The organism is Pseudomonas sp. TE12508, assembly GCF_056279485.1.
In genome coordinates this window covers 356,858-381,727 of record NZ_JBWCCN010000004.1, presented here as the reverse complement: position 1 = coordinate 381,727, position 24,870 = coordinate 356,858, and the positions used below count along the sequence as shown (strand labels likewise).

General features: G+C 58.8%; 24 protein-coding genes. 10 read left to right on the top strand and 14 right to left on the bottom strand.

The annotated features are described in order from the left end of the window. Positions 1-447 precede the first annotated feature (447 nt). The gene (gene tyrS, locus ACZ9IM_RS07935; RefSeq protein ID WP_427628294.1) at positions 448-1,647 is read right to left on the bottom strand and encodes a tyrosine--tRNA ligase; all 1,200 of its coding nucleotides are present in this window, start codon (positions 1,645-1,647) and stop codon (positions 448-450) included. Between the two features lie 210 nt (positions 1,648-1,857). Here tyrS and ACZ9IM_RS07930 point away from each other — a divergent pair, with 210 nt between their 5' ends. Both ACZ9IM_RS07930 and ACZ9IM_RS07925 read left to right on the top strand, forming a co-directional pair. Continuing rightward, entirely contained in the window at positions 1,858-3,285 is a 1,428-nt protein-coding gene (locus ACZ9IM_RS07930; protein WP_008067467.1) for a peptidoglycan DD-metalloendopeptidase family protein, read from the top strand. Positions 3,286-3,288: 3 nt separating this feature from the next. Further along, a complete protein-coding gene (locus ACZ9IM_RS07925; protein WP_427628296.1) occupies positions 3,289-4,380 on the top strand; it encodes an anhydro-N-acetylmuramic acid kinase in 1,092 nt (363 codons plus the stop codon). Between the two features lie 74 nt (positions 4,381-4,454). Here the strand turns inward: ACZ9IM_RS07925 and erpA are convergent, their stop codons facing one another. After that, positions 4,455-4,805, bottom strand: coding sequence for an iron-sulfur cluster insertion protein ErpA (erpA, locus tag ACZ9IM_RS07920; protein WP_007906865.1), 351 nt, complete (start codon positions 4,803-4,805; stop codon positions 4,455-4,457). A 168-nt stretch (positions 4,806-4,973) separates the two neighbouring features. Continuing rightward, complete coding sequence (argC, locus tag ACZ9IM_RS07915; protein WP_427627104.1) at positions 4,974-6,008, bottom strand: N-acetyl-gamma-glutamyl-phosphate reductase; 1,035 nt, start codon at positions 6,006-6,008, stop codon at positions 4,974-4,976. Between the two features lie 135 nt (positions 6,009-6,143). On the opposite strand from argC, the gene hemJ reads away from it, so the two are divergent. The 6 genes from hemJ (at position 6,144) to coq7 (ending at position 10,771) form a co-directional block, all read left to right on the top strand. Then, positions 6,144-6,575, top strand: a complete 432-nt coding sequence (hemJ, locus tag ACZ9IM_RS07910; RefSeq protein ID WP_007906869.1) for a protoporphyrinogen oxidase HemJ — start codon at positions 6,144-6,146, stop codon at positions 6,573-6,575. A 33-nt stretch (positions 6,576-6,608) separates the two neighbouring features. Beyond that, a complete protein-coding gene (locus tag ACZ9IM_RS07905) occupies positions 6,609-7,577 on the top strand; it encodes an NAD(P)H-dependent flavin oxidoreductase (protein ID WP_427627102.1) in 969 nt (322 codons plus the stop codon). 93 nt (positions 7,578-7,670) lie between these two features. Further along, positions 7,671-8,648 (top strand): DUF805 domain-containing protein, encoded by a 978-nt coding sequence (locus tag ACZ9IM_RS07900; protein ID WP_476223661.1) that lies wholly within the window; start codon positions 7,671-7,673, stop codon positions 8,646-8,648. Between the two features lie 62 nt (positions 8,649-8,710). Next, the gene (locus ACZ9IM_RS07895) at positions 8,711-9,499 is read left to right on the top strand and encodes an SDR family NAD(P)-dependent oxidoreductase (RefSeq protein ID WP_476223660.1); all 789 of its coding nucleotides are present in this window, start codon (positions 8,711-8,713) and stop codon (positions 9,497-9,499) included. A gap of 83 nt (positions 9,500-9,582) precedes the next feature. Further along, on the top strand, positions 9,583-9,921 hold the full coding sequence (locus ACZ9IM_RS07890) for a histidine triad nucleotide-binding protein (RefSeq protein WP_008147240.1): 339 nt from the start codon (positions 9,583-9,585) through the stop codon (positions 9,919-9,921). 202 nt (positions 9,922-10,123) lie between these two features. Then, on the top strand, positions 10,124-10,771 hold the full coding sequence (gene coq7 / locus ACZ9IM_RS07885; RefSeq protein ID WP_008008345.1) for a 2-polyprenyl-3-methyl-6-methoxy-1,4-benzoquinone monooxygenase: 648 nt from the start codon (positions 10,124-10,126) through the stop codon (positions 10,769-10,771). Positions 10,772-10,945: 174 nt separating this feature from the next. Here the strand turns inward: coq7 and ACZ9IM_RS07880 are convergent, their stop codons facing one another. Then, complete coding sequence (locus ACZ9IM_RS07880; protein ID WP_003176451.1) at positions 10,946-11,368, bottom strand: OsmC family protein; 423 nt, start codon at positions 11,366-11,368, stop codon at positions 10,946-10,948. 250 nt (positions 11,369-11,618) lie between these two features. Here ACZ9IM_RS07880 and crp point away from each other — a divergent pair, with 250 nt between their 5' ends. Further along, the gene (crp, locus tag ACZ9IM_RS07875) at positions 11,619-12,263 is read left to right on the top strand and encodes a cAMP-activated global transcriptional regulator CRP (RefSeq protein WP_429430031.1); all 645 of its coding nucleotides are present in this window, start codon (positions 11,619-11,621) and stop codon (positions 12,261-12,263) included. Between the two features lie 24 nt (positions 12,264-12,287). Here the strand turns inward: crp and ACZ9IM_RS07870 are convergent, their stop codons facing one another. The 4 genes from ACZ9IM_RS07870 to ACZ9IM_RS07855 all read right to left on the bottom strand — a co-directional run bounded on the left by ACZ9IM_RS07870 (position 12,288) and on the right by ACZ9IM_RS07855 (position 15,623). After that, the gene (locus ACZ9IM_RS07870) at positions 12,288-12,989 is read right to left on the bottom strand and encodes a lipoate--protein ligase family protein (RefSeq protein WP_427627095.1); all 702 of its coding nucleotides are present in this window, start codon (positions 12,987-12,989) and stop codon (positions 12,288-12,290) included. Between the two features lie 148 nt (positions 12,990-13,137). Then, complete coding sequence (gene trpC / locus ACZ9IM_RS07865; RefSeq protein ID WP_008067459.1) at positions 13,138-13,974, bottom strand: indole-3-glycerol phosphate synthase TrpC; 837 nt, start codon at positions 13,972-13,974, stop codon at positions 13,138-13,140. Beyond that, positions 13,971-15,020, bottom strand: a complete 1,050-nt coding sequence (trpD, locus tag ACZ9IM_RS07860) for an anthranilate phosphoribosyltransferase (RefSeq protein ID WP_007906883.1) — start codon at positions 15,018-15,020, stop codon at positions 13,971-13,973. The genes trpC and trpD overlap by 4 nt, the downstream gene beginning before the upstream one ends. 9 nt (positions 15,021-15,029) lie before the next feature. Continuing rightward, complete coding sequence (locus tag ACZ9IM_RS07855; RefSeq protein WP_008067458.1) at positions 15,030-15,623, bottom strand: aminodeoxychorismate/anthranilate synthase component II; 594 nt, start codon at positions 15,621-15,623, stop codon at positions 15,030-15,032. 409 nt (positions 15,624-16,032) lie between these two features. On the opposite strand from ACZ9IM_RS07855, the gene estP reads away from it, so the two are divergent. Continuing rightward, on the top strand, positions 16,033-17,940 hold the full coding sequence (estP, locus tag ACZ9IM_RS07850; protein ID WP_427627090.1) for an esterase EstP: 1,908 nt from the start codon (positions 16,033-16,035) through the stop codon (positions 17,938-17,940). A 167-nt stretch (positions 17,941-18,107) separates the two neighbouring features. On the opposite strand, the gene trpE is transcribed toward estP, so the two are convergent. The 6 genes from trpE to ACZ9IM_RS07820 all read right to left on the bottom strand — a co-directional run bounded on the left by trpE (position 18,108) and on the right by ACZ9IM_RS07820 (position 24,691). Further along, positions 18,108-19,589 carry an anthranilate synthase component I gene (gene trpE, locus ACZ9IM_RS07845; protein WP_476223659.1) on the bottom strand — a complete coding sequence of 494 codons (1,482 nt, stop codon included), beginning with the start codon at positions 19,587-19,589 and terminating at the stop codon, positions 18,108-18,110. 71 nt (positions 19,590-19,660) lie between these two features. Beyond that, positions 19,661-20,479, bottom strand: a complete 819-nt coding sequence (locus ACZ9IM_RS07840) for a phosphoglycolate phosphatase (protein WP_427627086.1) — start codon at positions 20,477-20,479, stop codon at positions 19,661-19,663. Next, a complete protein-coding gene (gene rpe / locus ACZ9IM_RS07835; protein WP_007906892.1) occupies positions 20,476-21,150 on the bottom strand; it encodes a ribulose-phosphate 3-epimerase in 675 nt (224 codons plus the stop codon). Before rpe ends, ACZ9IM_RS07840 begins: the two co-directional genes overlap by 4 nt. An 86-nt stretch (positions 21,151-21,236) precedes the next feature. Continuing rightward, positions 21,237-22,385 (bottom strand): iron-containing alcohol dehydrogenase, encoded by a 1,149-nt coding sequence (locus ACZ9IM_RS07830; protein WP_427627084.1) that lies wholly within the window; start codon positions 22,383-22,385, stop codon positions 21,237-21,239. A 221-nt stretch (positions 22,386-22,606) separates the two neighbouring features. Beyond that, on the bottom strand, positions 22,607-23,431 hold the full coding sequence (locus tag ACZ9IM_RS07825) for an ABC transporter permease (RefSeq protein WP_008008331.1): 825 nt from the start codon (positions 23,429-23,431) through the stop codon (positions 22,607-22,609). A gap of 12 nt (positions 23,432-23,443) precedes the next feature. Next, positions 23,444-24,691, bottom strand: a complete 1,248-nt coding sequence (locus tag ACZ9IM_RS07820; RefSeq protein WP_476223658.1) for an ABC transporter permease — start codon at positions 24,689-24,691, stop codon at positions 23,444-23,446. Positions 24,692-24,870 lie beyond the last annotated feature (179 nt).

Below are 24,870 nucleotides of genomic sequence, written 5' to 3'. Positions count from 1 at the left end.
TCCACAAGCACCCACACGAATTGCTTGATTCAGTTGTTAAAGAGCGGTTGGTTAAGATCTTTCGTCTCAACCGAGGCGCGCATTCTACAGCAGCCTCTGTTGCTGTCAAGCGGTTATTTTCAGAAGTTTTCAAAGTTTCGCTTGGAAATCTTTAACAACTTCAACCACTTGCGCTTCCGATCTCTCGTTAGCGGGAGGCGAATTCTACAGCGTTACTCGCTGCTGTCAACACCTCTTTTTCTCCGCTTTCGACCGAGATGATCGAACCGTCAATAAGGCGAAAACACACTGCCTTACCAACTCCTTCTGGCTTCGATGAACTGAAGCGTAACCGCTGCCGAAAACTGCGTAACTCTTTGTTTACCAAGGAGTTTTCCGTTTCGACTGCGCCGGAAGTGGGGCGAATTATAGACTTCCAGAATCTGCCGTCAACCCCTGATTGCAGCTTTATTCGGATTTGAGCGTAATACGCGCAAATGCCTTCTTCCCGGCCTGGCAAACATGGGTCGCACCCAGTACGTATATAAAGGTGCGATCGACAACCTCACCATCTATACGCACACCACCAGAACCTAGAAGGTCGCGCGCCACTGCGGAGTTCTTCACCAACCCTGCTTTATTAAGGACCGCAGCGATCGGCATATCCTCGGCGGCAGTCAATTCGATCTCTGGCAGATCATCCGGCAGCTCACCGTCTTTCATACGGTTGCCCGCCGCACGATGAGCATTGGCCGCAGCCTCTTCACCATGGAAGCGCGCAACTATCTCTTCGGCCAGCTTGATCTTGATGTCACGCGGATTCGCACCCGCCTCGACGTCAGCCCGCAAAGTATTGATCTCTTCCATGGAGCGGAAGCTGAGCAATTCGAAGTAACGCCACATCAGCACATCCGGAATAGAGACCAGCTTGCCGTACATGACACCTGGCGCCTCCTGGATACCGACGTAGTTGCCCAGCGACTTGGACATCTTCTTCACGCCATCCAGACCTTCGAGCAACGGCATGGTCAGAATGCATTGAGCCTCCTGACCATAACTACGCTGCAGCTCGCGCCCCATCAGCAGGTTGAACTTCTGATCGGTACCACCCAGCTCGACATCCGCGCGCAACGCGACCGAGTCATAACCCTGAACCAGCGGATAGAGGAACTCATGGATGGCGATTGGCTGATTGGTCGTGTAGCGCTTGTCGAAATCGTCGCGCTCGAGCATGCGAGCCACGGTGTATTGCGAAGTCAGACGAATAAAGTCGGCCGGCCCCATCTGATCCATCCAGGTGGAGTTGAACGCCACTTCGGTCTTGGCCGGATCAAGAATCTTGAAGACTTGAGTCTTGTAGGTCTCGGCATTCTCGAGAACCTGCTCACGGGTGAGCGGAGGACGTGTCGCGCTCTTGCCGCTCGGATCACCGATCATCCCGGTGAAGTCACCTATAAGGAAGATCACCTGGTGCCCCAGATCCTGGAACTGACGCAGCTTATTAATAAGCACGGTGTGACCCAGGTGCAAATCCGGCGCGGTCGGATCGAAGCCTGCCTTAATACGCAGCGGCTGGCCACGCTTGAGTTTCTCGATCAGCTCGGACTCGACCAACAGTTCTTCTGCACCACGTTTGATCAGCGCTAGCTGCTCTTCAACCGACTTCATAACAGACCCGCAAGGCTCAGATTCAAAGGGGAACAACCATACAAGATCGCGCACCAAATACAAGTTTTGCCCGGCGCGCGGACGCCAATCCACAGACAGAGCGCTCGCAGACTTGCTTAAGAGATGATTTGGTTATATTTTATACAGTTATTTCGTCTTCATCATGTCATTCATCTTTTCCAATTCATCTTTTCAAAGTCAAAACTACCTATGACCACAGAACCGTCTAAAGCGCCGCCGCTTTACCCGAAGACTCACTTGCTCGCAGCAAGTGGCATCGCCGCCCTTCTCAGCCTGGCGCTTCTGGTATTCCCTTCCAGTGATGTTGAAGCCAAAAAGACGACCCTGAGTCTTGAACTGGAAAGCCCCGCAGAACAACTGACACAAGATCAAGACGCCGCCGACACCGTCCAAGCCACAAATGAGCCGGCAGCCTCCCCCTTCGCGCAGATCGAAAACAGCGCCGAAGAGACTCAGGAAACCGCCCAGGCCGCCCCCACCCCTGCTCCCGCGCCAGTCGTCGAAGAGAAGAAGGCGCCAGGTCATAAGGAAGTGATTGTCAGCAAAGGCGACACTCTCTCGACTTTGTTCGAGAAAGTCGGTCTTCCGGCCACTTCGGTGCATGAAGTACTGGCCAGCGACAAGCAGGCCAAGCAGTTCAGCCAGCTCAAACATGGCCAGAAGCTTGAGTTCGAACTGAGCCCTGATGGCCAGCTGACCAATTTGCACAGCAAAGTCAGCGACACGGAAAGCATCAGCCTGACCAAGAATGACAAGGGTTATACGTTCAATCGCATTACCGCCAAGCCTACAGTTCGCTCCGCCTATGTTCATGGCGTGATCAACAGCTCGCTGTCGCAATCTGCCGCCCGAGCCGGTTTGTCCCACAGCCTGACCATGGATATGGCCAGTGTGTTTGGCTATGACGTCGACTTCGCCCAGGATATTCGCCAGGGTGACGAGTTTGATGTGATTTACGAGCAGAAGGTCGTCAATGGCAAAGCTGTCGGCAACGGCCCGATCCTCTCCGCACGCTTCACCAACCGCGGCAAGACTTATACCGCGGTGCGCTACACCAACAAACAAGGCAACAGCAGCTACTACACGGCTGACGGCAACAGCATGCGCAAGGCGTTTATCCGCACCCCGGTAGACTTCGCCCGCATCAGCTCGAAATTCTCCATGGGCCGCAAGCACCCGATCCTGAACAAGATCCGCGCCCACAAAGGTGTCGATTACGCGGCACCACGCGGTACGCCGATCAAGGCTGCCGGTGACGGCAAGGTATTGTTGGCGGGTCGTCGTGGCGGTTATGGCAACACCGTGATCATCCAGCACGGTAATACCTACCGTACGCTGTACGGTCATATGCAGGGCTTCGCCAAAGGCATCAAGACTGGCGGCAGCGTCAAGCAAGGTCAGGTGATCGGTTACATCGGCACCACCGGCCTCTCCACCGGCCCGCACTTGCACTACGAGTTCCAGGTCAATGGCGTGCACGTCGATCCGCTGGGTCAGAAGGTGGCGATGGCCGATCCGATCTCCAAAGCTGAACGCTCACGCTTCCTCGCGCAAAGCCAACCGCTGATGGCGCGCATGGATCAAGAGAAAACCACTCAGCTGGCTTCGAAACGCTAAGTCATGGCGCTCTATATAGGTGTGATGTCCGGGACCAGCCTTGATGGCCTGGACATTGCGTTGATCGAGCAAACCCCGGCGATCAGGCTGATCGCCACCCATTACATCCCTATGCCTGATTCCCTGCGCGCCGAGCTGCTTGGCTTGTGCGCCAGCGGCCCGGACGAGATTGCCCGCTCCGCCATTGCCCAGCAGAACTGGGTGAAACTGGCCGCACAGGGCATTCACACCCTCCTCGACCAACAAAACCTGAAACCCGACGACATTCGCGCGATTGGCAGCCATGGCCAGACCATTCGCCACGAGCCGGCGCGCGGGTTCACGGTGCAAATCGGTAACCCTGCCTTACTCACCGAGCTGACCGGCATCACCGTGGTCAGCGATTTCCGCAGCCGCGATGTAGCCGCTGGCGGACAAGGTGCGCCACTGGTTCCAGCCTTTCACGAAGCCCTGTTTGAAGAACGGCCTGGCAACCGCGCGGTATTGAACGTCGGCGGGTTCAGCAACCTCAGCCTGATCGAACCCGGCAAGCCTGTTGCCGGGTTTGACTGCGGCCCCGGGAATGTCCTGCTGGATGCCTGGATTCACCAGCAACGCGGCGACAACTTTGATCGTGACGGCCATTGGGCTGCCAGCGGCAAAGTCGAATCAGTCCTGTTGAACGAGTTGCTCAGCGATCCGTTCTTTGTGACTCAAGGCCCGAAGAGCACTGGCCGCGAAGTGTTCAATCTGCCGTGGCTGATGCAGCATCTGTCGCAGCTACCGACCTTCGCTGCCGAAGACGTACAGGCCACGTTGCTTGAGCTGACTGCGCTGACCATTATCGAGTCATTGCAAAGCGCCCAATCGGATACTGATGAGCTGCTTGTCTGTGGTGGCGGCGCGCACAACAGCACATTGATGCGCCGCTTGGCCAGCCTGTTGCCGAATGCGAAAGTCAGCAGCACCGCTGCGTATGGTGTAGACCCGGACTGGGTCGAAGCCATGGCCTTCGCCTGGCTGGCTCATTGCTGCCTGGAAGGTATCGCAGCCAACCGTCCGAGTGTCACCGGTGCCCGCGGCCTGCGCGTACTCGGCGCCATCTACCCCGCCTGAGCCTGAACCCCTGACAGCAAAACGCCGCAGGGTCCTGAGACCTTGCGGCGCTTGGTAATACGGTGAGGGTGCGATCAGATCGAGAACGAAGAGCCGCAGCCACACGTGGTGGTAGCGTTCGGGTTCTTGATCACGAAACGCGAACCTTCCAGACCTTCCTGGTAATCCACTTCGGCACCTGCCAGGTACTGGAAGCTCATCGGATCGACCACCAGACTGACGCCTTCGCGCTCGACGATGGTGTCGTCATCGGCCACTTCTTCATCGAAGGTGAAGCCGTATTGAAACCCTGAACAACCGCCGCCCGTAACGAATACGCGCAGCTTCAAGCGATCATTCCCCTCTTCATCGACCAGGCTCTTCACCTTGTGCGCGGCACCGTGGGTGAATTGCAAAGCCGTGGGGGTGAAGGATTCGACGCTCATGCTGACTATCTCCCGGCGTTACGCCGCCATAATGCGTGATGACGCGCATTATCCGCTTCTCCCAGAAAATCGGTCAACTATTGTTACGGTATATCAATCAATCCAATTGTCAGACCAAAATGCAAAAAGGCCCGTTCGACGGGCCTTTTTGCTGAGCGGGGTAAAGCCTTACGGCAGCATGCCCGCATGGGACAGACCCAAGCGCTCATCCAGGCCGAACAGGATATTCAGGTTCTGCACCGCCTGACCCGACGCGCCTTTGACCAGGTTGTCGATCACCGACAATACCACCACCAGATCACCATCCTGCGGACGGTGCACGGCAATACGGCAAACGTTGGCACCGCGCACGCTGCGGGTTTCTGGATGGCTGCCGGCAGGCATCACATCGACGAACGGTTCATTGGCATAGCGTTTTTCGAACAACGCTTGCAGATCCACCGAGCGATCCACAACAGTTGCGTAGAGCGTCGAGTGGATGCCGCGAATCATTGGCGTCAGGTGCGGAACGAAGGTCAGCCCCACGTCCTTGCCCGCTGCACGACGCAGGCCCTGACGGATTTCCGGCAAGTGACGGTGCCCTTTGACGGCGTAAGCCTTCATGCTTTCCGACGTCTCGGAGTACAGCGAACCTACAGAAGCACCACGGCCGGCACCGCTGACGCCGGATTTGCAGTCTGCAATCAAACGAGTGGTATCTGCCAGACCGGCTTCAAGCAATGGCAGGAATCCCAATTGCGTGGCCGTCGGGTAGCAACCCGGCACAGCAATCAGGCGTGCTTGTTTGATTTGCTCGCGATTGACTTCCGGCAGGCCATAGACCGCCTCATCAAGCAGTTCCGGCGCGCCGTGCGGCTGACCGTACCATTTGGCCCATTCATCGGCGTCTTGCAGACGGAAGTCTGCCGACAGATCGATGACCTTGGTCCCGGCAGCCAGCAACTCACCCGCCAAGGCATGGGCGACACCGTGCGGCGTGGCGAAGAACACCACGTCGCAAGCCCCGAGGGTCTTGATGTCCGGAACGCTGAAAGCCAGGCCGTCGTAATGGCCTCGCAGGTTCGGGTACATGTCGGCCACGGCCAGGCCGGCCTCGGATCGGGAAGTGATCACTACCACTTCAGCTAGCGGATGCTGTGCCAACAGACGCAGCAGTTCGACACCGGTGTAACCCGTGCCGCCGACGATACCGACCTTGACCATAAACCTGCCCTCAACGAACCCACTGGAAAGCCGTCGATAATAGGGGCCGCGCGGCCCTGCGACAACCGTCAAGGTGACGTGCGGACGCTCTACCCCCTACTATCTTCGCTACCGTGAACCTTGGAATAACTAAAAATGCTTTATCTGTGGCTCAAAGCGCTTCATATCGTCAGCATGGTCTGCTGGTTTGCCGGCCTGTTTTATCTGCCGCGCCTGTTTGTCTATCACGCCCAAAGCGAAGACACCGTCAGCAAGGAACGCTTCAGTATCATGGAGCGCAAGCTGTACCGGGGCATCATGGGCCCGGCGATGATCGCCACCCTGGTGTTCGGCATCTGGCTGATCAGTCTCAACCCAAGCGCCTACTTCACCCAAGGTGCATGGATGCATGCCAAATTGACCCTGGTGGTGATTCTGATCGGCTACCACCACATGTGCGGCGCACAGGTAAAACGTTTTGCCCGTGGCGAAAACACCCGCAGCCATGTCTTTTATCGCTGGTTCAATGAAGTGCCGGTTCTGATATTGCTGGCGATCGTAATTCTGGTCGTCGTTCGGCCGTTTTAATCCAACCAGCATCATTCACCCGGGGTACTTCCAATGTCGCTGCCCGCTTTGCTCGAACAACGTTTGCGTCTGCCCGTTGTAGCAGCGCCGATGTTTCTGATTTCAAATCCTGAGCTGGTGCTCGCCTGCTGCCGCAATGGCGTGGTGGGCAGCTTTCCTGCGCTGAACCAACGTGAGAGCAGTGGTTTCAAGGCCTGGCTGGAAGAAATCGAAGCAGGGCTGGCGAAACTGGAAAACCCCGCGCCTTATGCAGTGAACCTGATCGTCCACAACAGCAACCCGCGATTGCAGGCGGATCTGGCGATCTGCATCGAACACAAAGTACCGATCGTGATCACCAGCCTCGGCGCCGTGAAGGAATTGGTCGACGCCGTGCACAGCTATGGCGGCTTGGTGTTTCACGATGTAACGACGCGCCGCCACGCGGAAAAAGCTGCCGAAGCCGGTGTGGACGGCTTGATCGCCGTGGCTGCGGGCGCCGGTGGACACGCCGGGACCTGGAGCCCGTTTTCGCTGATCGCCGAGATTCGCCAGTTTTTCGACAAAACCCTGTTGCTGGCCGGCTGCCTGAACCATGGCCATGAAATTCTTGCCGCGCAATTGCTCGGCGCGGATTTGGCCTACTTCGGTACGCGATTTATCGGCACCACGGAAAGTCATGCCCCTGACGCGTATAAGGAGATGCTCCTGACTTCCAGAGCCGCAGACATCGTCCATACTCCAGCGGTGTCGGGAGTACCGGCGAGTTTCATGCGACGGAGCCTTGAGGCCGCCGGTTTCGACATGGCAGCCCTGCAAGGCAAGGGCGAGGTGGACTTCGGCTCCAAGCTCAAGCCATTGAACGATGAAGCCAAAGCCTGGAAAACCGTGTGGTCTGCAGGCCAGGGCGTCGGGGAAATCGAGGACCTGCCGAGTGTCGATCAACTGGTCGCACGTCTCGATGCCGAATACCGCAAGGCGCTGGAACTGGCGGCGGCGTTGCCCAAGCGCTGGCCGCGCTGACAGAAAAACTTGGCCAGCCCAATCCGGCTGGCCCTACACTCCATATTTGCAACTCCGTCTATTACAAACTCTCGCGACAAGGATGCCTCGGCCATGAGCGAAAACCGTTTCAAGATCGTCTTCGATGGCGCTCTGCTGCCAGGTGTGGACGTCACCACCGCGAAGCTCAACCTCGCCGAGCTGTTCAAAAGCGACGTCGCGGCCATCGAACGCCTGTTCAGTGGCCGGCAGGTTGCGCTCAAACGCGACCTGTCCCACGCCGATGCGCAGACTTACCTTCAGGCGCTGACGAAAACCGGGATCGATGCCCGAATCGAAACAGAACCCTCGATCGAGCTGAACCTGTCCGACGTTCACGAACACGCTCCTGCCAGCAGCCAACCTGTCACGGCAGATCCCGATTCTCCCTATGCACCGCCCCGCGCCTCTGTCGGCGAAGCACTCCCGGAGTTTTCTGCACTCAAGGCCTTCAGTTTCGTTGGCCGCATCGGTCGCTTGCGCTTTCTGGCCTGGACGATGGCTCTTACGCTGGTGACGCTTGGCGTTGGCTCCGTGTTGGCTATTTTCGGCTTCGCGCTCATTAGCACAGACTCGACTGCCGGCTTGATTCTCGCTGGCCTGCTGGCCTTTATCCTGGTCGTGGTGCTCGCCTTCATCAGCATCCAGTTCAGTGTGCAGCGCTTGCACGATATCGGCTGGTCCGGCTGGCTTTGGCTGCTGAACCTTGTACCGGTCGTGGGCAGCGTTTTTCCGTTTGTAATAATGATCGTGCCGGGTAACAACACGGCCAACCGATATGGCGCACCACCACCGCCCAACAGCAACGCGGTCAGGGTGCTGGCTTCGCTGTGGCTGGTGTTTATCGCAATCATGTTTGTGGGCGGGCTGACTGGTGGCCTCACTGCGATCCAGGATGAGTATGAAAGCGCTACCGAGAGCACCTATCAAAACAGCTCGATGATCACCGATGAAGTTGAAGTCGAGCCGGCCGATGAGGCTGAACAAGCGCCAAATTCATCCGATGATGCAGCCGAAGCAGCCGAGCCCCCTGTAGACTCTGCGAAAGAATGAACAGCGCTCCCCGCCCGTGACACCTGCGTCGCCGGCGCGGAGCTGTTGCGATGGAGAACTGCATGACCCGTTACGCTCTGATCACTGGCGCTTCCAGCGGCATCGGCCTGGCGATGGCCGAAGCGCTGGCCCGGCGCGGCCGCAGCCTGATTCTGGTGGCCCGACAGCGTGATCAGCTGGAAAGCATTGCGATTGAACTGACTCAACGTTTTGGTGTGGAGGTGCTGTTTCGCGCCTGTGACCTGGGCGAGCCACTGAGACTGTCCGGTTTTTTGCTGGAACTGGAGGAAGGCGACCGGCAAATCGATTTGCTGGTCAACTGTGCCGGTCTCGGTACCTGCGGCCCGTTCCTGGCCCAGGACTGGATGACCGAGCAGGATTTGATCGAAGTGAACATCCTGGCCCTCACTCGCTTGTGCCATGCCATCGGCAACAGCATGGCCTTGCAGGGCGGCGGACAGATTCTGAACGTCGCCTCTGTCGCAGCGTTCCATCCCGGCCCCTGGATGAGCACTTACTACGCCAGCAAGGCTTACGTGCTGCATTTTTCCGAAGGTTTGCGCGTTGAACTGAAAAAGTGCGCGGTCAAGGTATCGGTGCTGTGCCCCGGCCCGACCCGCACGGCGTTTTTCCGCACCGCGCAACTGGACACCGACAAACTGGTCGAGAGCAATTTGCTGATGAGCCCAGAAGAAGTCGCGCTCTATACCGTGCGCGCGCTGGCGAAAAATCGCGCCATTATTATCCCCGGTCGCCTGAATCGCTGGTTCGCGTTCCTGCCGCGGCTCGGCTCACGCTGGCTGACCCGGACAATCGCGGGCATGGTCAACAAAGCCTATTGCCCGCGCTGATCAAATCCTCAAGGCAAAAGACTGGGCTCTGACCCTGCCCCATGGTTACACTCAGGCCAGCCCAAACAACGGAGAAAACAGCTGTGGATACTCTGTTCACCAAGATCATCAACCGGGAAATCCCGGCGAAGATCATTTACGAGGACGACCAGGTACTGGCCTTCCACGACATCGCGCCACAGGCACCGGTGCATTTTCTGGTGATCCCGAAAAAAGCGGTGCGCACGCTTAACGACCTGACCGAGGACGACAAGGCATTGGCTGGGCATATTCTGTTCACTGCCCAGCGTCTGGCCTTGGAACTGGGTTGCGAAGAGGGCTTCCGCGTGGTCATGAATTGCAATCCACTAGGTGGGCAGACCGTCTATCACATACATATGCATGTATTGGGTCAGCGCCAGATGCACTGGCCGCCGGGCTGATGTGGCAAGGGAGCTTGCTCCCGCTGGGCTGTGCCGCAGCCCCAATCCATGCGTCGTATTTTTCAGCCCGATCGATGGGCTGAATTTACGACCGCTTCGCGGCCGAGCGGGAGCAAGCTCCCTCGCCACAAATGACCCAACGCAAACCCTCCCCCGGCCGATTGGGTTAAACTGGCCGCCGAGATTCTTCCCGGAGGTCAGCATGACTACCCAACGTCACTACTCGCCAATTGACCGTCTTCTGCTGCAAGCCGACGCCGCGATGCGTACTTTGCTGCCCTTCAGTGGTCAGCCCTACCGTCCGTCGCCGGCCATCGTGCAGCCGGATGCGCAAATGAGCGACGAGGACACCCGACACGTCGCTGGTTTAATGCGCATCAACCATACCGGCGAAGTCTGCGCCCAGGCGCTGTATCAAGGCCAGGCCCTGACCGCCAAGCTGCCGAAAGTGCGCGCCGCCATGGAGCACGCCGCCGAAGAAGAAATCGACCATCTGGTGTGGTGCGAACAACGCATTCATCAGCTGGGCAGCCACACCAGCATCCTCAATCCGCTGTTCTACGGCATGTCGTTCGGGATTGGCGCGGTCGCCGGGTTGATCAGCGACAAAGTCAGCCTGGGTTTCGTTGCTGCCACCGAGCATCAGGTCTGCAAACACCTGAATGAACACCTTGAGCAACTGCCGGCCGAGGACGAAAAATCCCGGGCGATCCTCGAGCAGATGCGCATTGATGAGGAACACCACGCCGAAAGTGCGCTGGATGCCGGGGGGTTCCGTTTTCCTGCACCGGTGAAGTTCGGCATGAGTCTGTTGGCCAAGGTAATGACCAAGAGTACGTATCGGATCTAAGTATTGCAGCGCCCGCGACGTCCCCATCGCGGGCAAGCCCGCTCCCACAGGAGCCGCGTTTCGCAATAAAAAAGGCGACTACCTCGAGGTAGTCGCCTTTTTTTGTACTCGGAACTCTTAGTTCGGCATGTTGCGCGCGTAGAAAATTTGCATCACCTGAGTCTGCACGTCGATTCAACCGAGCTCGATGATTTCGTAGTCGTGGGTAATCGCCACGCCAGCCGCGCCGAGCATGATCGAGGCCGAGCAATACTTCTCGGCCGACAGCTCGATGGCGCGCTTGACCTGGGCTTCTTTCAGCCCGCGGCCCTTGACCACGAAGTGCATGTGGATTTTGGTGAAAACCTTCGGATCTTCGGTCGCACGCTCGGCTTCAAGGAACGCTTCGCAGCTTTCGACGGCCTGACGGGACTTCTTGAGGATGCTGACCACATCAAAATTGCTGCAGCCGCCAACACCCAGCAGGAGCATTTCCATCGGCCGGACACCCAGGTTACGACCGCCGGCTTCGGGCGGTCCGTCCATGACCACGACATGACCACTGCCGGATTCACCGAGGAACATGGCTTCGCCAGCCCATTGGATGCGTGCCTTCATCGCCAAGACTCCACTGTCTAAAAAAGGGTCGCCAGCTTAGCACAGGGCCCTTGATTGGCAGCGCTTCGCCTTCCTAGGACATAACCATCTGCGTCGTAGGCAAATTCTCGAATCTTGAAGGAATGCGTCTGTTAAGCTGACGCCAAACCAATGGCGCATCGCCAGCTTTGCAGCGAATAAAAAGGATCGCAGGCCTCGCCAGCTCCTACAAAAAAACAAACATACCGTGCAGTCTTTTCGGGATACAACCATGGTTGCTATTACCCCCACACCCAAAATCAAGAACCTCGACAAACTGTTGATGCACTGCCAGCGCCGTCGCTATGCAGCCAAGAGCAACATCATTTGTGCCGGTGACCGCTCGGACACGCTGTTTTTCATCATCAAAGGTTCGGTGACCATCCTGATTGAGGATGACGACGGCCGTGAAATGATCATTGCCTACCTCAATTCCGGCGACTTTTTCGGCGAGCTGGGTCTGTTTGAGCAAGCCGGCCAGGAACAGGAACGTAGCGCTTGGGTACGCGCCAAGGTCGAATGCGATGTCGCGGAAATCAGCTACGCGAAATTCCGCGAGCTGTCCCAACAAGATCCAGACATTCTTTACGTGCTCAGCGGACAAATCGCACAGCGCCTGCGCAATACCACGCGCAAGGTCGGTGACTTGGCATTCTTCGACGTGACCGGTCGCGTTGCACGCTGTCTGCTGGAACTGTGCAAGCAGCCTGACGCCATGACTCACCCGGACGGCATGCAGATCAAGGTGACCCGTCAGGAAATCGGCCGGATTGTCGGTTGTTCCCGTGAGATGGTCGGCCGCGTGCTCAAGGATCTGGAGGAGCGCAACCTGGTCGACGTCAAAGGCAAGACCATGGTGGTCTTCGGCACGCGCTAAGCTCGAAAACCAGGACCCGAGAATTTAAGCTCCGAGCATGTCTGCCAGCAACTGTCGGTATAGCGCATCGAGCCGTTCCAGTGCGTCAGGAGCGGCAAACTTTTCATGCAGAGCGATGTGGCTTTCAGCGCGAACCCGCTGCTCCAGGCCACAGGCCTCATTGAACCGATTGACCGCCGCGACCATCGACTCTCGCTCGTCATCGATCAACATCGCCCCGTGCACCAGGCCGACCGGACGCTGACCGCCCTTGCTCTGGCGCCACCGCTGGGCAGTGCCCACCATCTTTCGACCATCAAGGTTAACGTTGAAACGGCCGTCGCAGAACGCGCCCTCGATTTCGCCCAGGGACGAAGTGCCGCCCAGCTCATCCAGTAACTGACAGATCGGATCGCACAGACGCCGGTAGCCGGTTTCGATGCGGTTCAGATCGCCTTCACTGCGCGGAGGGGCATAAACCAGTGCGATGTTGATGGTCGAGGCCGATTGCGGTACCGGCTCACCGCCGGTTTCGCGCAGTAATACCGGCCAGCCGGCGGCAGCGGAGACTTCGCAGGCATCCTCGAACTGTGGCAGACGATTCAAGCGACGAGGCATGACCAATGCGCGGTCAGTGGGTTGCCAGAACAGCAGACCGAATTCCGACTCACCGGTGCACACATGGGCCAACAGGTCCTGCTCGGCGAGCAGGCCGGCTTCGATGGTCAGAGGAGTTGGTGAGGTCATAAGGTCTTCCATAGGACGGTCAGTCTGTGGTGCATCTTATGCCGCCTTCGCGAGCAAGCCCGCTCCCACAGTGGATTCGCGTTGTCTGGATGAACGCGGGCTAATGTGGGAGCGGGCTTGCTCGCGAAGGGAGCGCCCCGATTTTCAATCAGTCGAGCGTAGAACCGCTCACTGGAATGCCACGCTCGGGAAAGAACAGGCGCTGCAGTTCGGTACCCGGGCTTTCGGCGCGCATGAATGCTTCGCCGACCAGGAACGCATACACGTCGCTGATTTCCATCAGCTCGACATCGGCCCGGTTAAGAATGCCACTCTCGGTAATTACCAGACGATCACGCGGGATACGCGGCAACAGGTCGAGGGTGGTTTCCAGATTGACTTCGAAAGTGTGCAGGTTGCGGTTGTTCACGCCCACCAGTGGCGTGTCGAGTGTCTTCAAGGCCCGCTCCAGCTCATCGCCGTCGTGGACTTCCACCAGCACATCGAGACCGACGCTTTTGGCCACGGCCGCCAGTTCGGCCATTTTCACGTCATCCAGTGCGGAAACGATCAACAGCACGCAGTCAGCACCCAGGGCACGGGACTCGACGATCTGATACGGATCGATCATGAAATCCTTGCGGATCACCGGCAGCTTGCATGCCGCCCGAGCCTGTTGCAGATACGCATCGGCGCCCTGGAAGTAATCGATGTCGGTGAGCACCGACAGGCAAGTCGCCCCGCCCTTTTCGTAACTTTTGGCGATGTCGGCGGGAACGAAGTTCTCGCGAATCACGCCTTTGCTTGGCGAAGCCTTCTTGATTTCAGCAATGACCGCCGGCTGTTTCGTCTTGGCCTGATCGATCAATGCCTTGGCGAAACCACGGGGTGCATCGGCCGCCTTGGCCAGATTTTCCAGCTCCGCCAGGCTCACACGGGCGCTACGCTCGGCGACTTCCTGGACTTTGCGGGCCAGAATATTTTCCAGAACCGTCGGCACACTCATCCCTCATTCTCCACTTTGAATACCGCGGTAAATGCACCCAATTCCTCAAGTTTTTCCCGAGCGAGGCCTGTGTGCAGCGCATCGTGCGCCAGGGCAACGCCTTCTTTCAAACTGCTGGCATGGTCGGCGGCGTACAACGCGGCACCGGCGTTGAGTACGATCATCTCGGCGGCTTTCTGACCGTTCTCGGTCTTGCGCTTGCCCAAGGCATCGCGAATCAGCTCAAGGGAAGCCGCCGGGCTTTCCACCGCCAGACCGTGCAGGCTCTGGCTCTTCATCCCCAGGTCTTCGGGCTCGACCCAATACTCGGTGATCTGGTCATTCTTCAATTCAGCCACAAAGGTCGGAGCCGCCAGACTGAACTCGTCCAGGCCATCCTTCGAATGCACCACCAGTACGTGCTTGCTACCCAGACGCTGCAAAACTTCCGCCAATGGCCGGCACAACGCCTGACTGAACACACCCACCACCTGATGTTTCACACCGGCCGGATTCGTAAGCGGGCCGAGCATGTTGAACAAGGTGCGCAAGCCCAGCTCGCGGCGCGGGCCGGCGGCGTGCTTCATGGCGCTATGGTGAGTCTGGGCAAACATGAAACCGATGCCGACGTTGTCGATGCAACGCGCCACCTGAACCGGCGTCAGGTTCAGGTAGATACCGGCCGCCTCCAGCAGGTCGGCGCTGCCGCTTTTACCCGACACCGCACGGTTACCGTGCTTGGCCACGGTGCAACCGGCCGCGGCAACGACAAACGAAGAAGCGGTGGAAACGTTGAAAATGTTCGCACCGTCGCCGCCGGTGCCGACCACATCGACCACGCCGTCGAGGGTGTTGAGTTCAACCTTGTCCGCCAACTCGCGCATCGCCGTCACGGCGCCGACGATCTCATCGATGCTTTCGCTCTTCATGCGCATGGCCATCATGAACGCACCGATCTGCGCATCCGTGCATTGCCCGGTCATGATTTCGCGCATGACATCGCGCATCTCATCGGTACTGAGGTCGAGGTGGCCGACGATACGGCTCAGGGCTGTCTTGATATCCATGAAAAGTCCTTAGCGCGTGCCGCCGGTTTGTTTGAGGAAGTTGGCGAACAATTCGTGTCCCTGTTCGGTGAGGATAGACTCAGGGTGGAACTGCACACCTTCGATGTTCAGCGTCTTGTGGCGCAGGCCCATGATCTCGTCGACCGAGCCGTCTTCGAGCTGGGTCCAGGCGGTCAGCTCCAGGCAATCGGGCAGGGTTTCGCGCTTGACGATCAGCGAGTGGTAGCGGGTGACCGTCAGCGGGCGATTCAGGCCTTCGAATACGCCCTTGTCCTCGTGAAATACCGGGCTAGTCTTACCGTGCATGACCTGACGGGCACGGACCACATCACCACCAAAGGCTTGCCCGATGGATTGGTGCCCCAGGCAAACGCCGAGAATCGGCAGTTTGCCGGCGAAGTGCTTGATCGCTTCGATGGAAATACCGGCTTCGGTCGGAGTGCAAGGACCGGGCGACACGACGATGCGCTCAGGGTTGAGAGCTTCGATTTCGGCAATGGTGAGTTCATCGTTGCGCACGACCTTGACCTCGGAGCCCAGCTCGCCAAGGTATTGCACAACGTTGTAAGTAAAAGAGTCGTAGTTATCGATCATCAGCAACATGGCGTTAAGAACCTCTTGAATTCACTGACTTTTAAGACGGCCTTCGAATGATTTACCCGCAGTGCGCTGCGCTTTGTCAGGTGCTGGAGTGGCGCCAGCAAAGCGGCATTTCATACAGGTAAAGAAGGCAAAGCGGTACAGGTCCGGCCAGGCCGGCAGAAAAGATTCAGGCGCGCCAACGCCAACGGGCGTGTGCCTTGATGACTTGATCCAGGAGTTTACTGACGATCAACACGGGGAAGGTCTCATTCATACGTCTCGGCACAGTAACTTAGCTGGGCAGAGCGTGCAATATGGCCGGGGCGACAGCTCGCGAAACAATCAAAGGGTTCGCGACAGATGGCAAAGGGCCGGAAGTTTTTGGTACTGTCGTTTCGTTTACAACAACAATAAATAAACGGACTTGCTCATGATCAAACAGACGTTGTTTGTACCGCTCGCCGGATGCCTGCTCGCTGCTGCCTGTTCCCAGGCGATTGCCGCGCCCAACCCGTATTCGAATTTCGTCGTCTTTGGCGACAGCCTCAACGATGCCGGGCAGTTTACCGACACGGGTGGCCCTGCCGGTGCGACCCAGCGTTTTACCAACCGGACCGGGCCGGTTTACCTGGATGGCAGTGGTGAATTTCGCTCGCTGAACTCCACGCAATTGTTGGGTGGACGTCTCGGGTTCTCAGCAGACCAGACCGCCGCCTCGACTTCGGCAGTACGCGCCAATGAAGGACTGGTGGATGGCAACAACTGGGCCGTCGGCGGTTACCGCACCGACCAGATTCTGGATTCGATCACTACCGAATCCGCCACGGGCGAACGCACCCGACCAGGCTATCTGCCGACGAACAATTTCCGCGCCGATCCGAATGCGCTGTATTACATTTCCGGGGGCGGCAACGACTTCCTTCAAGGCCGCGTACTCAATACCGTCCAGGCCAACACCGCGGCAAATCAACTGGCCGACAGCGTGCAGACCCTGCAAACAGCCGGCGCCAAATACATCGTGGTCTGGCTGCTGCCCGACCTTGGATTGACGCCCGCCGTCAATGGCACTCCATTACAAGCCTCGATCTCGCAGCTGAGTACCGACTTTAATCAACAGTTGGTCACACGCCTGGCGGGGATCAATGCCGAAATTATCCCGCTGAACATTCCACTGCTGCTGCAGGAAACCTTCGCCGACCCGGCGCGTTTCGGCCTCGCCACCGGCCAGAACCTGACGGCCACCTGTTTTAGCGGCAGCGGTTGTACGGAGAACGCCGTGTATGGCATCAACAGTGCCACCCCGGACCCGAGCAAGCTGATTTATAACGACTCGGTTCACCCCACGGAAGCCGGGCAAAAGCTGATAGCCGATTACGCCTATTCCTTGCTGTCGGCACCTTGGGAACTGACGTTGCTGCCGGAAATGGCCCACGCCACCTTACGCGCCCATCAGGATGAACTGCGTAGCCAGTGGCAATCCGACTGGGAGAACTGGCAGGCCGTCGGCCAATGGCGCGCGATTGTCGCCGGCGGTGGCCAGCATCTGGATGTCGATAGCCAAAGCAGCGGCGCCAGCGCCGATGGCAGCGGCTACAACCTGAATATCGGCGGCAGCTATCGCCTCAATGAAGCCTGGCGCGTTGGTGTGGCAGCAGGCTTCTATCGTCAGAACCTGGACGCCGGTAGTAACGATTCGGACTACAAACTCAATAGCTATCTGGCGACCGCCTTCGCCCAGTTTCAGCAGAATCGCTGGTGGGCCGATGCCGCATTGACCGGTGGCAAACTGGATTACGACAACCTCGAACGCAAATTCGACCTGGGTGTCAGCGAAGGTGGGGAAAAGGGTGATACCGATGGCCACCTCTGGGCCTTCAGCACTCGCCTCGGCTATGACATTGCGCAACCGGGCAGCGAATGGCATCTGTCACCGTTCATCAGCGCCGATTACGCCAAAGTGGAAGTCGACGGCTACTCGGAAAACAGCAACCGCTCCACGGCGCTGACCTTTGATGATCAGACCCGAGACTCGAAACGCCTGGGTGTCGGCTTGCAAGGCAAATACAACTTCACACGTCAGACCCAGGTATTTGGCGAATATGCCTACGAACGCGAATACGAAGATGACGTTCAGAAGGTAAACATCGCCCTCAACAGCCTGCCGGCGAACGACTTTACGCTGGAAGGTTATACGCCGCAGAGTCACTTGAACCGCGTGAGCCTGGGGGTCAGCCACAAGTTGACCGCCGACCTGGCGCTGCGTGGTGGTTACACGTTCCGCAAGGATGATGACTTTACCCAACAGGGCATCAGCGTTGGGGTGGCGCTGGATTTCTAAACCGCAGGCAATAAAAAAACGCGGCGCCCTCACAGGCGCCGCGTTTTTTGGTGGTGAGATCCATGTGGGAGCGAGCCTGCTCGCGATAGCGATGAGCCAGGCAGCATCAATGTCAGCAGTGCTGGCCCCATCGCGAGCAGGCTCGCTCCCACAGGTATTGCATGAACTCAGGTGTCCGGCGTCTGCTCGGCCAGGGCTACTGCACGGAACATGGCGCGGCGCTTGTTCAGGGTTTCTTCCCATTCCAGTGCCGGCACAGAGTCGGCGACGATGCCGCCACCGGCCTGCACGTGCAGTTCGCCGTTCTTGATCACTGCGGTGCGGATTGCAATCGCGGTGTCCATGTTGCCGTTCCAGGCGAAGTAACCGACCGCGCCGCCGTAGACACCACGCTTGACCGGTTCCAGCTCATCAATGATTTCCATCGCGCGAATCTTCGGCGCGCCAGACAAGGTGCCGGCCGGCAGGATCGCCCGCAGTGCGTCCATCGCCGTCAGCCCGGCCTTCAATTGGCCAGTGACGTTGGACACGATGTGCATCACGTTGGAATAACGCTCGATCACCATCTTCTCGGTGAGTTTCACCGAACCGATTTCCGAAACCCGACCGGTGTCGTTGCGGCCCAGATCGATCAGCATCAAGTGCTCGGCGATTTCCTTGTCGTCCGACAGCAGGTCTTTTTCCAGCGCCACGTCAGCCTCTTCGTTGGCGCCTCGCGGACGAGTGCCGGCAATCGGGCGCACGGTGATCAGGTTGTCTTCGACCCGCACCAATACTTCCGGCGAACTGCCGACGACGTGGAAGTCGCCGAAGTTGAAGAAGTACATGTAAGGCGTCGGGTTGAAGCAGCGCAGCGCCCGATACAGATCGATAGGCGCAGCCTTGAAGTCGATCGACATACGCTGGGACGGCACGACCTGCATGCAGTCACCGGCCAGGATGTATTCCTTGATGGTGTCGACGGCTTTTTCGTAATCGTTCTGGGTGAAGCTCGAGCGGAACACCGGGTCAGCCGATTGCTGTTTGCTGAAGTCCAGGCCGCGGCGCGGGGTGATCGGCTGACGGAGTTGTTCGAGCAGCGCTTGCAGGCGCGCCTGACCTTGCTCGAAGGCTTCTTCCTGCGATGGATCGGCCAGGACAATCGCGTGCATTTTGCCGGCGAGGTTGTCGAACACCACCACCGCATCGGACACCATCAGCAGAATGTCCGGTACGCCCAGTGGATCCGGGTTCGGGCATTTGCCCAGACGCTTCTCCACATAGCGCACGCAGTCATAACCGAAGTAGCCCACCAGACCACCATTGAAGCGCGGCAGACCGGCGATGGTCGGCACGTTGTAACGCGCCTTGAAGGCTTCGACAAAGGCCAGCGGGTCTTCAACATCGTGGCTTTCGATCTCGACGCCGTCGTGGGTCACGCTGACGTGGTGATCGTGAACCCGCAGCACGGTGCGGCACGGCAGGCCAATGATCGAATAACGGCCCCATTTCTCGCCGCCCTGCACCGACTCCAGCAGGTAGGAGTTGGGCTCGTCGGCCAGTTTCAGGTAGATCGACAACGGCGTGTCGAAGTCGGCCAGGGTTTCGCAGGCAAGCGGGATGCGGTTGTAGCCGGCAGCGGCCAAACGCAGGAATTCTTCGCGGATCATGGGGTAGCCTCGTGGCTTGAGGGTCTAACAGTCAGGTATGCAAACGCGCCGGTATGCCGGCCAGGAACAAGTCAGGCGCGCCAACGCCAGCGGGCCAGGGCCTTGATGACTTTCATCCAGAGTTTGCGAGTGACCACCACGATGGCGTTTCCAGGAGGGGATTGAACAGCGTCGGGCAACGTTATCTCAGCGGCCGGATCCAGGCAACCGGGAATTAGTTTGCGCAGATCATCGATCACCAGCGCCGGCGATTCTTCGGCAATCGGCCGACCGTGGTTATAGCCATAACTGAGGGCCACGCATTTGACCCCCGCCGCTTTCGCCGCCAGCACATCGCTGCGCGAGTCGCCGACGAACAAAGATTGCGACGCCGGGATGTTGGTCATTTTCATCACGAAAAACAGCGCTGCCGGGTCCGGCTTTTTCTGTGGCAGGGTGTCGCCGCCGATGATCAAGCGGAAATAACGACCGATTTTCATCTGGTCCAACAGCGGCGCGACGAAGCGCTCCGGCTTGTTGGTGATCAGCGCCATCTCGACACCCTGCTTGTGCAGCCATTTCAGGGTGTCACGCACGCCGGGGTAAACCACCGTCAGTTCGTGACCATCTTCATAAAAGCCGTTGAACAATTCCAGGGCATGCTCGGCCTCGACCTCATCGACACCCTCGGCGTCGATGTGGTTGGCCAAGGCCCGGCGCACCAGCATGTGCACGCCGTTGCCGACCCACTCCCGTACCGGTTCGATACCGGCAGGTTGACGCCCGAGTTTGAGCAGCATGTTATCCACGGCCGCCGCGAGATCGGGGACCGAATCGACCAGCGTGCCATCCAGATCGAACATCACCAGCCGCGGCAGACGCCCGGGGAACAGCTGCTCAAAACCACTCATGGGCGAGCCAGCGCCAGTTCGGAGCGCATTTTTTCAATCACTTCCTGGTAGTTCGGCGCATTAAAGATCGCCGAACCGGCCACGAAGGTGTCGGCGCCAGCAGCAGCGATTTCGCGAATGTTGTTCACATTCACGCCACCGTCGATCTCCAGGCGGATATCACGACCGGAGGCATCGATCAGCGCCCGCGCTTCACGCAGCTTATCGAGAGTGCCGGGGATGAACTTCTGTCCGCCGAAACCCGGGTTGACGCTCATCAAGAGGATCATGTCGACCTTGTCCATCACGTACTTGAGCACGTCCAGCGGGGTCGCCGGGTTGAACACCAGGCCCGCCTTGCAGCCGCCCTCGCGGATCAGTTGCAGGGAACGGTCGACGTGCTGCGTGGCTTCCGGGTGGAAAGTAATGTAGGTCGCACCGGCTTCGATGAAGTCACCGACGATGCGGTCCACCGGGCTGACCATCAAGTGCGCATCGATCGGCGCGGTCACGCCGTACTTGCGCAGCGCGGCACACACCATCGGGCCGATGGTCAGGTTTGGCACGTAGTGGTTGTCCATGACATCGAAGTGCACGAAGTCGGCGCCGGCGGCCAGGACGTTGTCCACTTCCTCGCCCAGGCGGGCGAAGTCGGCGGAGAGAATCGACGGAGCAATGACGAAGGGCTGCATGACGCACCTTTTTTGAGCAGAATCACGATGGCGCGCATTGTATACCTCATGCTTTGACGCGCGCACCGTGCTGCGATGATTGGGTACTAATAGGCCGCTCGGTAGATCTTCTCGATATCGACGGTACTCAACTTGCGCGGATTGTTACGCATCAGGCGCTCAATCCCGGCGGCTTCCTCGGCCATGGCCGGGATCGCATCCTCGGGCACCCCGAAACTGCGCAGGCCCAGCGGGATTTCTACCGCTGCACACAGCTCGGTCATCGCCTCCACGGCTTTGTCCGCCGCTTCGTTGGCGCTCAGATGAGCGGTCTTCACCCCCATGGCCTCGGCAATATCCTGCATGCGCTCCACGCAAGCCATCTTGTTCCAGGTCATGACATACGGCAGCAGCAAGGCATTGCTGACGCCATGGGCAATGTTGAAACGCCCGCCCAGTGGATACGCCAACGCATGCACCGCGCCGACCCCGGCATTGCCGAACGCCATGCCGGCCATCAGGCTGGCGGTGGCCATGTCTTCGCGGGCTTGCAGATGGGATGGATTGGCGTAGGCCTTGGGCAGTGCTTTGGTAATCAGTTTGATCGCGCCAATAGCCAAGGCATCGGTGATTGGCGAGGCATTGAGCGACAGGTAGGACTCGATGGCGTGCACCAGCGCATCGACGCCACTGGCAGCGGTGACACTGCGCGGGCAGGTCAGGGTCATTTGCGGGCTGATCAGTGCCACGTCCGGCAACAGGTAATCGCTGACAATACCTTTCTTCAGTTGCGCGATCTTGTCGGAGAGGATGGCCACGTTGGTCACTTCCGAACCGGTGCCGGCAGTGGTCGGGATAGCAATCAGCGGCGGGCCTTTGCGCGGCACCTGATCGACGCCGAACAAGTCCTCCAGGGCGCCGTGGTAACCGGCATAAGCGGCAACACTCTTGGCGATGTCGATGGCACTGCCGCCACCGAGACCAATCAATCCGTCATGCCCGCCTTCACGGTAAACCCGCATGCAATCTTCGACGATGGCGATTTCCGGATCCGGCAGCACCCGGTCGAAAATCTCGTAACTGCGCTCGCCCAGCTGCGCCAGCGCCAGCTCTACCGTGCCGGACTTGACCAGTGCAGCATCGGTGACGATCAGCGGGTTATCGATGTCCAGACGTGTGAGCTCAGCCGCCAGTTGCTCGATGGCACCTGCGCCAGTGATCAGTTTGTGAGCGATTTTGAAAGAGGAAAGACTCATGTGCGCAGCCTCTTATAGATAGGGGAGCTGGGCACAATAGTAGCTGGGGATTGGGGGTTGTCTGCTATTCAGGTCATGAATAACCATGCCCGCAACCTACCGATCGTTCCCACGCTCCGCGTGGGAATGCCTCAACGGACGCTCCGCGTTCGGCTCTCGATGGGACGCGGAGCGTCCCGGGCTGCATTCCCACGCGGAGCGTGGGAACGATCATCTGGCCGTCAGACCTGCGCGGTGCGAAGTTTTTCGCTGCGCCCACGCAGCCATTCCAGTGTCAGCAGCAGGACCACCGAGAACGCAATCAGCAGCGTCGCGGCAGCGGCAATCGTCGGGCTGAGGTTTTCACGGATGCCGCTGAACATCTGCCGAGGCAAGGTCGCTTGTTCGGGACCGGCGAGGAACAGCGTCACCACCACTTCATCGAATGAGGTGGCAAAGGCAAACAGCGCACCGGAAATCACGCCCGGCGCAATCAACGGCAAGGTCACCCGACGGAACGCGGTCAGCGGCGAAGCCCCCAGGCTTGCAGCGGCCCGTACCAGGTTCTGGTTAAACCCCTGCAACGTCGCCGATACCGTGATGATCACAAACGGCACACCCAAGACGGCGTGCACGACGATCAGCGAGGTATAGCTGTTGCCAAATCCCAGTGGGGCAAAGGTCAGGTAACTGGCCACACCAATGATCACTACCGGCACCACCATCGGCGAAATCACCAGTGCCATCACCAGCGGTTTGCCCGGGAAATCGCCCCGGGTCAGGCCGATCGCTGCCAGCGTACCGAAGATCATCGCCAGCACGGTCGCCGCCGGAGCCACGATCATGCTGTTCTTCAACGAACGCATCCATTCCGCCGAAGCAAAGAAGTCCTGGTACCAGTGCAGTGAGAAGCCTTGCAGCGGATAGACCAGAAAACTCCCCGAGTTGAACGACAGCGGAATGATCACCAGCACCGGCAGGATCAGGAACAACAAAATCAAGCCGCAGAGAATCCGCAAGCTGTAGAACCACACCCGTTCGATGGGCGACATGTAAGGACTCAGCATTTCATTCTCCCCTTAGCTCAGGCGCAGGCGACTGGCGCCCACCAGCCAGCTGTAAATCAGATAAAGCACCACCGTCGCCAGCAGCAACAGCCCACCGAGCGCGGTCGCCATGCCCCAGTTGATGCTGGTGTTGGTGTAGAAGGCGACGAAATAACTGACCATCTGATCGTTCGGGCTGCCCAGCAACGCCGGGGTGATGTAGTAGCCGATGGCGAGGATGAACACCAACAGGCAACCGGCGCCGACACCGGCATAGGTCTGCGGGAAATACACCCGCCAGAAACTGGCGAACGGGTGGCAGCCGAGGGAAATCGCCGCACGCATGTAAGTCGGCGAGATGCCTTTCATTACGCTGTAGATCGGCAGAATCATGAATGGCAGCAGGATGTGCACCATCGAGATATAAACCCCGGTGCGGTTGAACACCAGCTCCAGCGGCTTATCGATAATGCCCATGGCCATCAGCCCGCTGTTGATCAAACCGCCCGACTGTAGCAACACGATCCACGCAGCGACCCGCACCAGAATCGAGGTCCAGAACGGCAACAGCACCAGAATCATCAACAGGTTGCTTTGCCGGGACGGCAGGTTCGCCAGCAGGTAGGCCAGTGGATAGGCAAGCACCAGGCAGATCACGGTGATGATCAGGCCCATCCAGAAGGTCCGGGCAAAGATATCGAGGTAGATCGCCTGATCGGGGGTGGCCGGGGCCAGCTCACCGAGGTCGTCGATACGATGATCGACAGCGGCCAGCAGGTAATAAGGCGTCACATTACTGGTATTGCGGCGCACGACCTGCCAATAGGCCGGATCGCCCCAACGCTCGTCCAGCGCTTCGAGCGCTTCCTTATAGGAAGTCGGCTCGGTGGCGAACGGCAAGGCGCGTGCGGTTTTGGTCAGCAGGCTGCGGTAGCCGGCCAACTCCATGTTCAAGCGCTTGGACAAGTCACCCAAGGTCTGATTCTTACGGGCTTCGGCGAGGTCTTCGCTGGCGGCCTTATACACAGGCTCTGCCGGCAGGCCTCGGCCATCCCAGCTGGTGATGGCTGCCACGGTGCGCGGCATGGCGCCAACCACTTCGGGGTTACCGACGCTTTTGTAGAGCAGCGCCACGATCGGTACCAGGAACACCAGCAACAGAAACAGCACCAACGGCGCGATCAAGGCTTGAGCTTTCCAGCGGTTGATCCGCTCGGCGTGCTTGAGCCGCTGCTTCAAGGTGGGGTCAGTGCCCGCGTTCACGGGAACGGCGATAGCCATGGCGTACTCCGGAAATCTTTGATCGTTACAGAGGCGAAAAACGCCGCCTCGAACTTTTGGTACTGATCGTTCCCACGCTCTGCGTGGGAACGCATCCAGTGACGCTCTGCGTCACAGGGACGCGGAGCGTCCCGGGCGGCATTCCCACGCAGAGCGTGGGAGCGATCATCCGGTGAACC

Coding starts and splice junctions, on each gene's coding strand:
- hemJ (WP_007906869.1), top strand. CDS start 6,144: ATGCTTTATCTGTGGCTCAAAGCGCTTCATATCGTCAGCATGGTCTGC.
- ACZ9IM_RS07880 (WP_003176451.1), bottom strand. CDS start 11,368: ATGAAGGCACGCATCCAATGGGCTGGCGAAGCCATGTTCCTCGGTGAA.
- erpA (WP_007906865.1), bottom strand. CDS start 4,805: ATGAGCGTCGAATCCTTCACCCCCACGGCTTTGCAATTCACCCACGGT.
- trpD (WP_007906883.1), bottom strand. CDS start 15,020: ATGGATATCAAGACAGCCCTGAGCCGTATCGTCGGCCACCTCGACCTC.
- argC (WP_427627104.1), bottom strand. CDS start 6,008: ATGGTCAAGGTCGGTATCGTCGGCGGCACGGGTTACACCGGTGTCGAA.
- ACZ9IM_RS07855 (WP_008067458.1), bottom strand. CDS start 15,623: ATGTTGCTGATGATCGATAACTACGACTCTTTTACTTACAACGTTGTG.
- ACZ9IM_RS07825 (WP_008008331.1), bottom strand. CDS start 23,431: ATGCTGAGTCCTTACATGTCGCCCATCGAACGGGTGTGGTTCTACAGC.
- ACZ9IM_RS07820 (WP_476223658.1), bottom strand. CDS start 24,691: ATGGCTATCGCCGTTCCCGTGAACGCGGGCACTGACCCCACCTTGAAG.
- ACZ9IM_RS07930 (WP_008067467.1), top strand. CDS start 1,858: ATGACCACAGAACCGTCTAAAGCGCCGCCGCTTTACCCGAAGACTCAC.
- trpE (WP_476223659.1), bottom strand. CDS start 19,589: ATGATCCGCGAAGAATTCCTGCGTTTGGCCGCTGCCGGCTACAACCGC.
- coq7 (WP_008008345.1), top strand. CDS start 10,124: ATGACTACCCAACGTCACTACTCGCCAATTGACCGTCTTCTGCTGCAA.
- ACZ9IM_RS07900 (WP_476223661.1), top strand. CDS start 7,671: ATGAGCGAAAACCGTTTCAAGATCGTCTTCGATGGCGCTCTGCTGCCA.
- ACZ9IM_RS07905 (WP_427627102.1), top strand. CDS start 6,609: ATGTCGCTGCCCGCTTTGCTCGAACAACGTTTGCGTCTGCCCGTTGTA.
- ACZ9IM_RS07870 (WP_427627095.1), bottom strand. CDS start 12,989: ATGACCTCACCAACTCCTCTGACCATCGAAGCCGGCCTGCTCGCCGAG.
- ACZ9IM_RS07895 (WP_476223660.1), top strand. CDS start 8,711: ATGACCCGTTACGCTCTGATCACTGGCGCTTCCAGCGGCATCGGCCTG.
- rpe (WP_007906892.1), bottom strand. CDS start 21,150: ATGCAGCCCTTCGTCATTGCTCCGTCGATTCTCTCCGCCGACTTCGCC.
- trpC (WP_008067459.1), bottom strand. CDS start 13,974: ATGAGTGTGCCGACGGTTCTGGAAAATATTCTGGCCCGCAAAGTCCAG.
- ACZ9IM_RS07925 (WP_427628296.1), top strand. CDS start 3,289: ATGGCGCTCTATATAGGTGTGATGTCCGGGACCAGCCTTGATGGCCTG.
- ACZ9IM_RS07830 (WP_427627084.1), bottom strand. CDS start 22,385: ATGAGTCTTTCCTCTTTCAAAATCGCTCACAAACTGATCACTGGCGCA.
- tyrS (WP_427628294.1), bottom strand. CDS start 1,647: ATGAAGTCGGTTGAAGAGCAGCTAGCGCTGATCAAACGTGGTGCAGAA.
- crp (WP_429430031.1), top strand. CDS start 11,619: ATGGTTGCTATTACCCCCACACCCAAAATCAAGAACCTCGACAAACTG.
- estP (WP_427627090.1), top strand. CDS start 16,033: ATGATCAAACAGACGTTGTTTGTACCGCTCGCCGGATGCCTGCTCGCT.
- ACZ9IM_RS07840 (WP_427627086.1), bottom strand. CDS start 20,479: ATGAGTGGTTTTGAGCAGCTGTTCCCCGGGCGTCTGCCGCGGCTGGTG.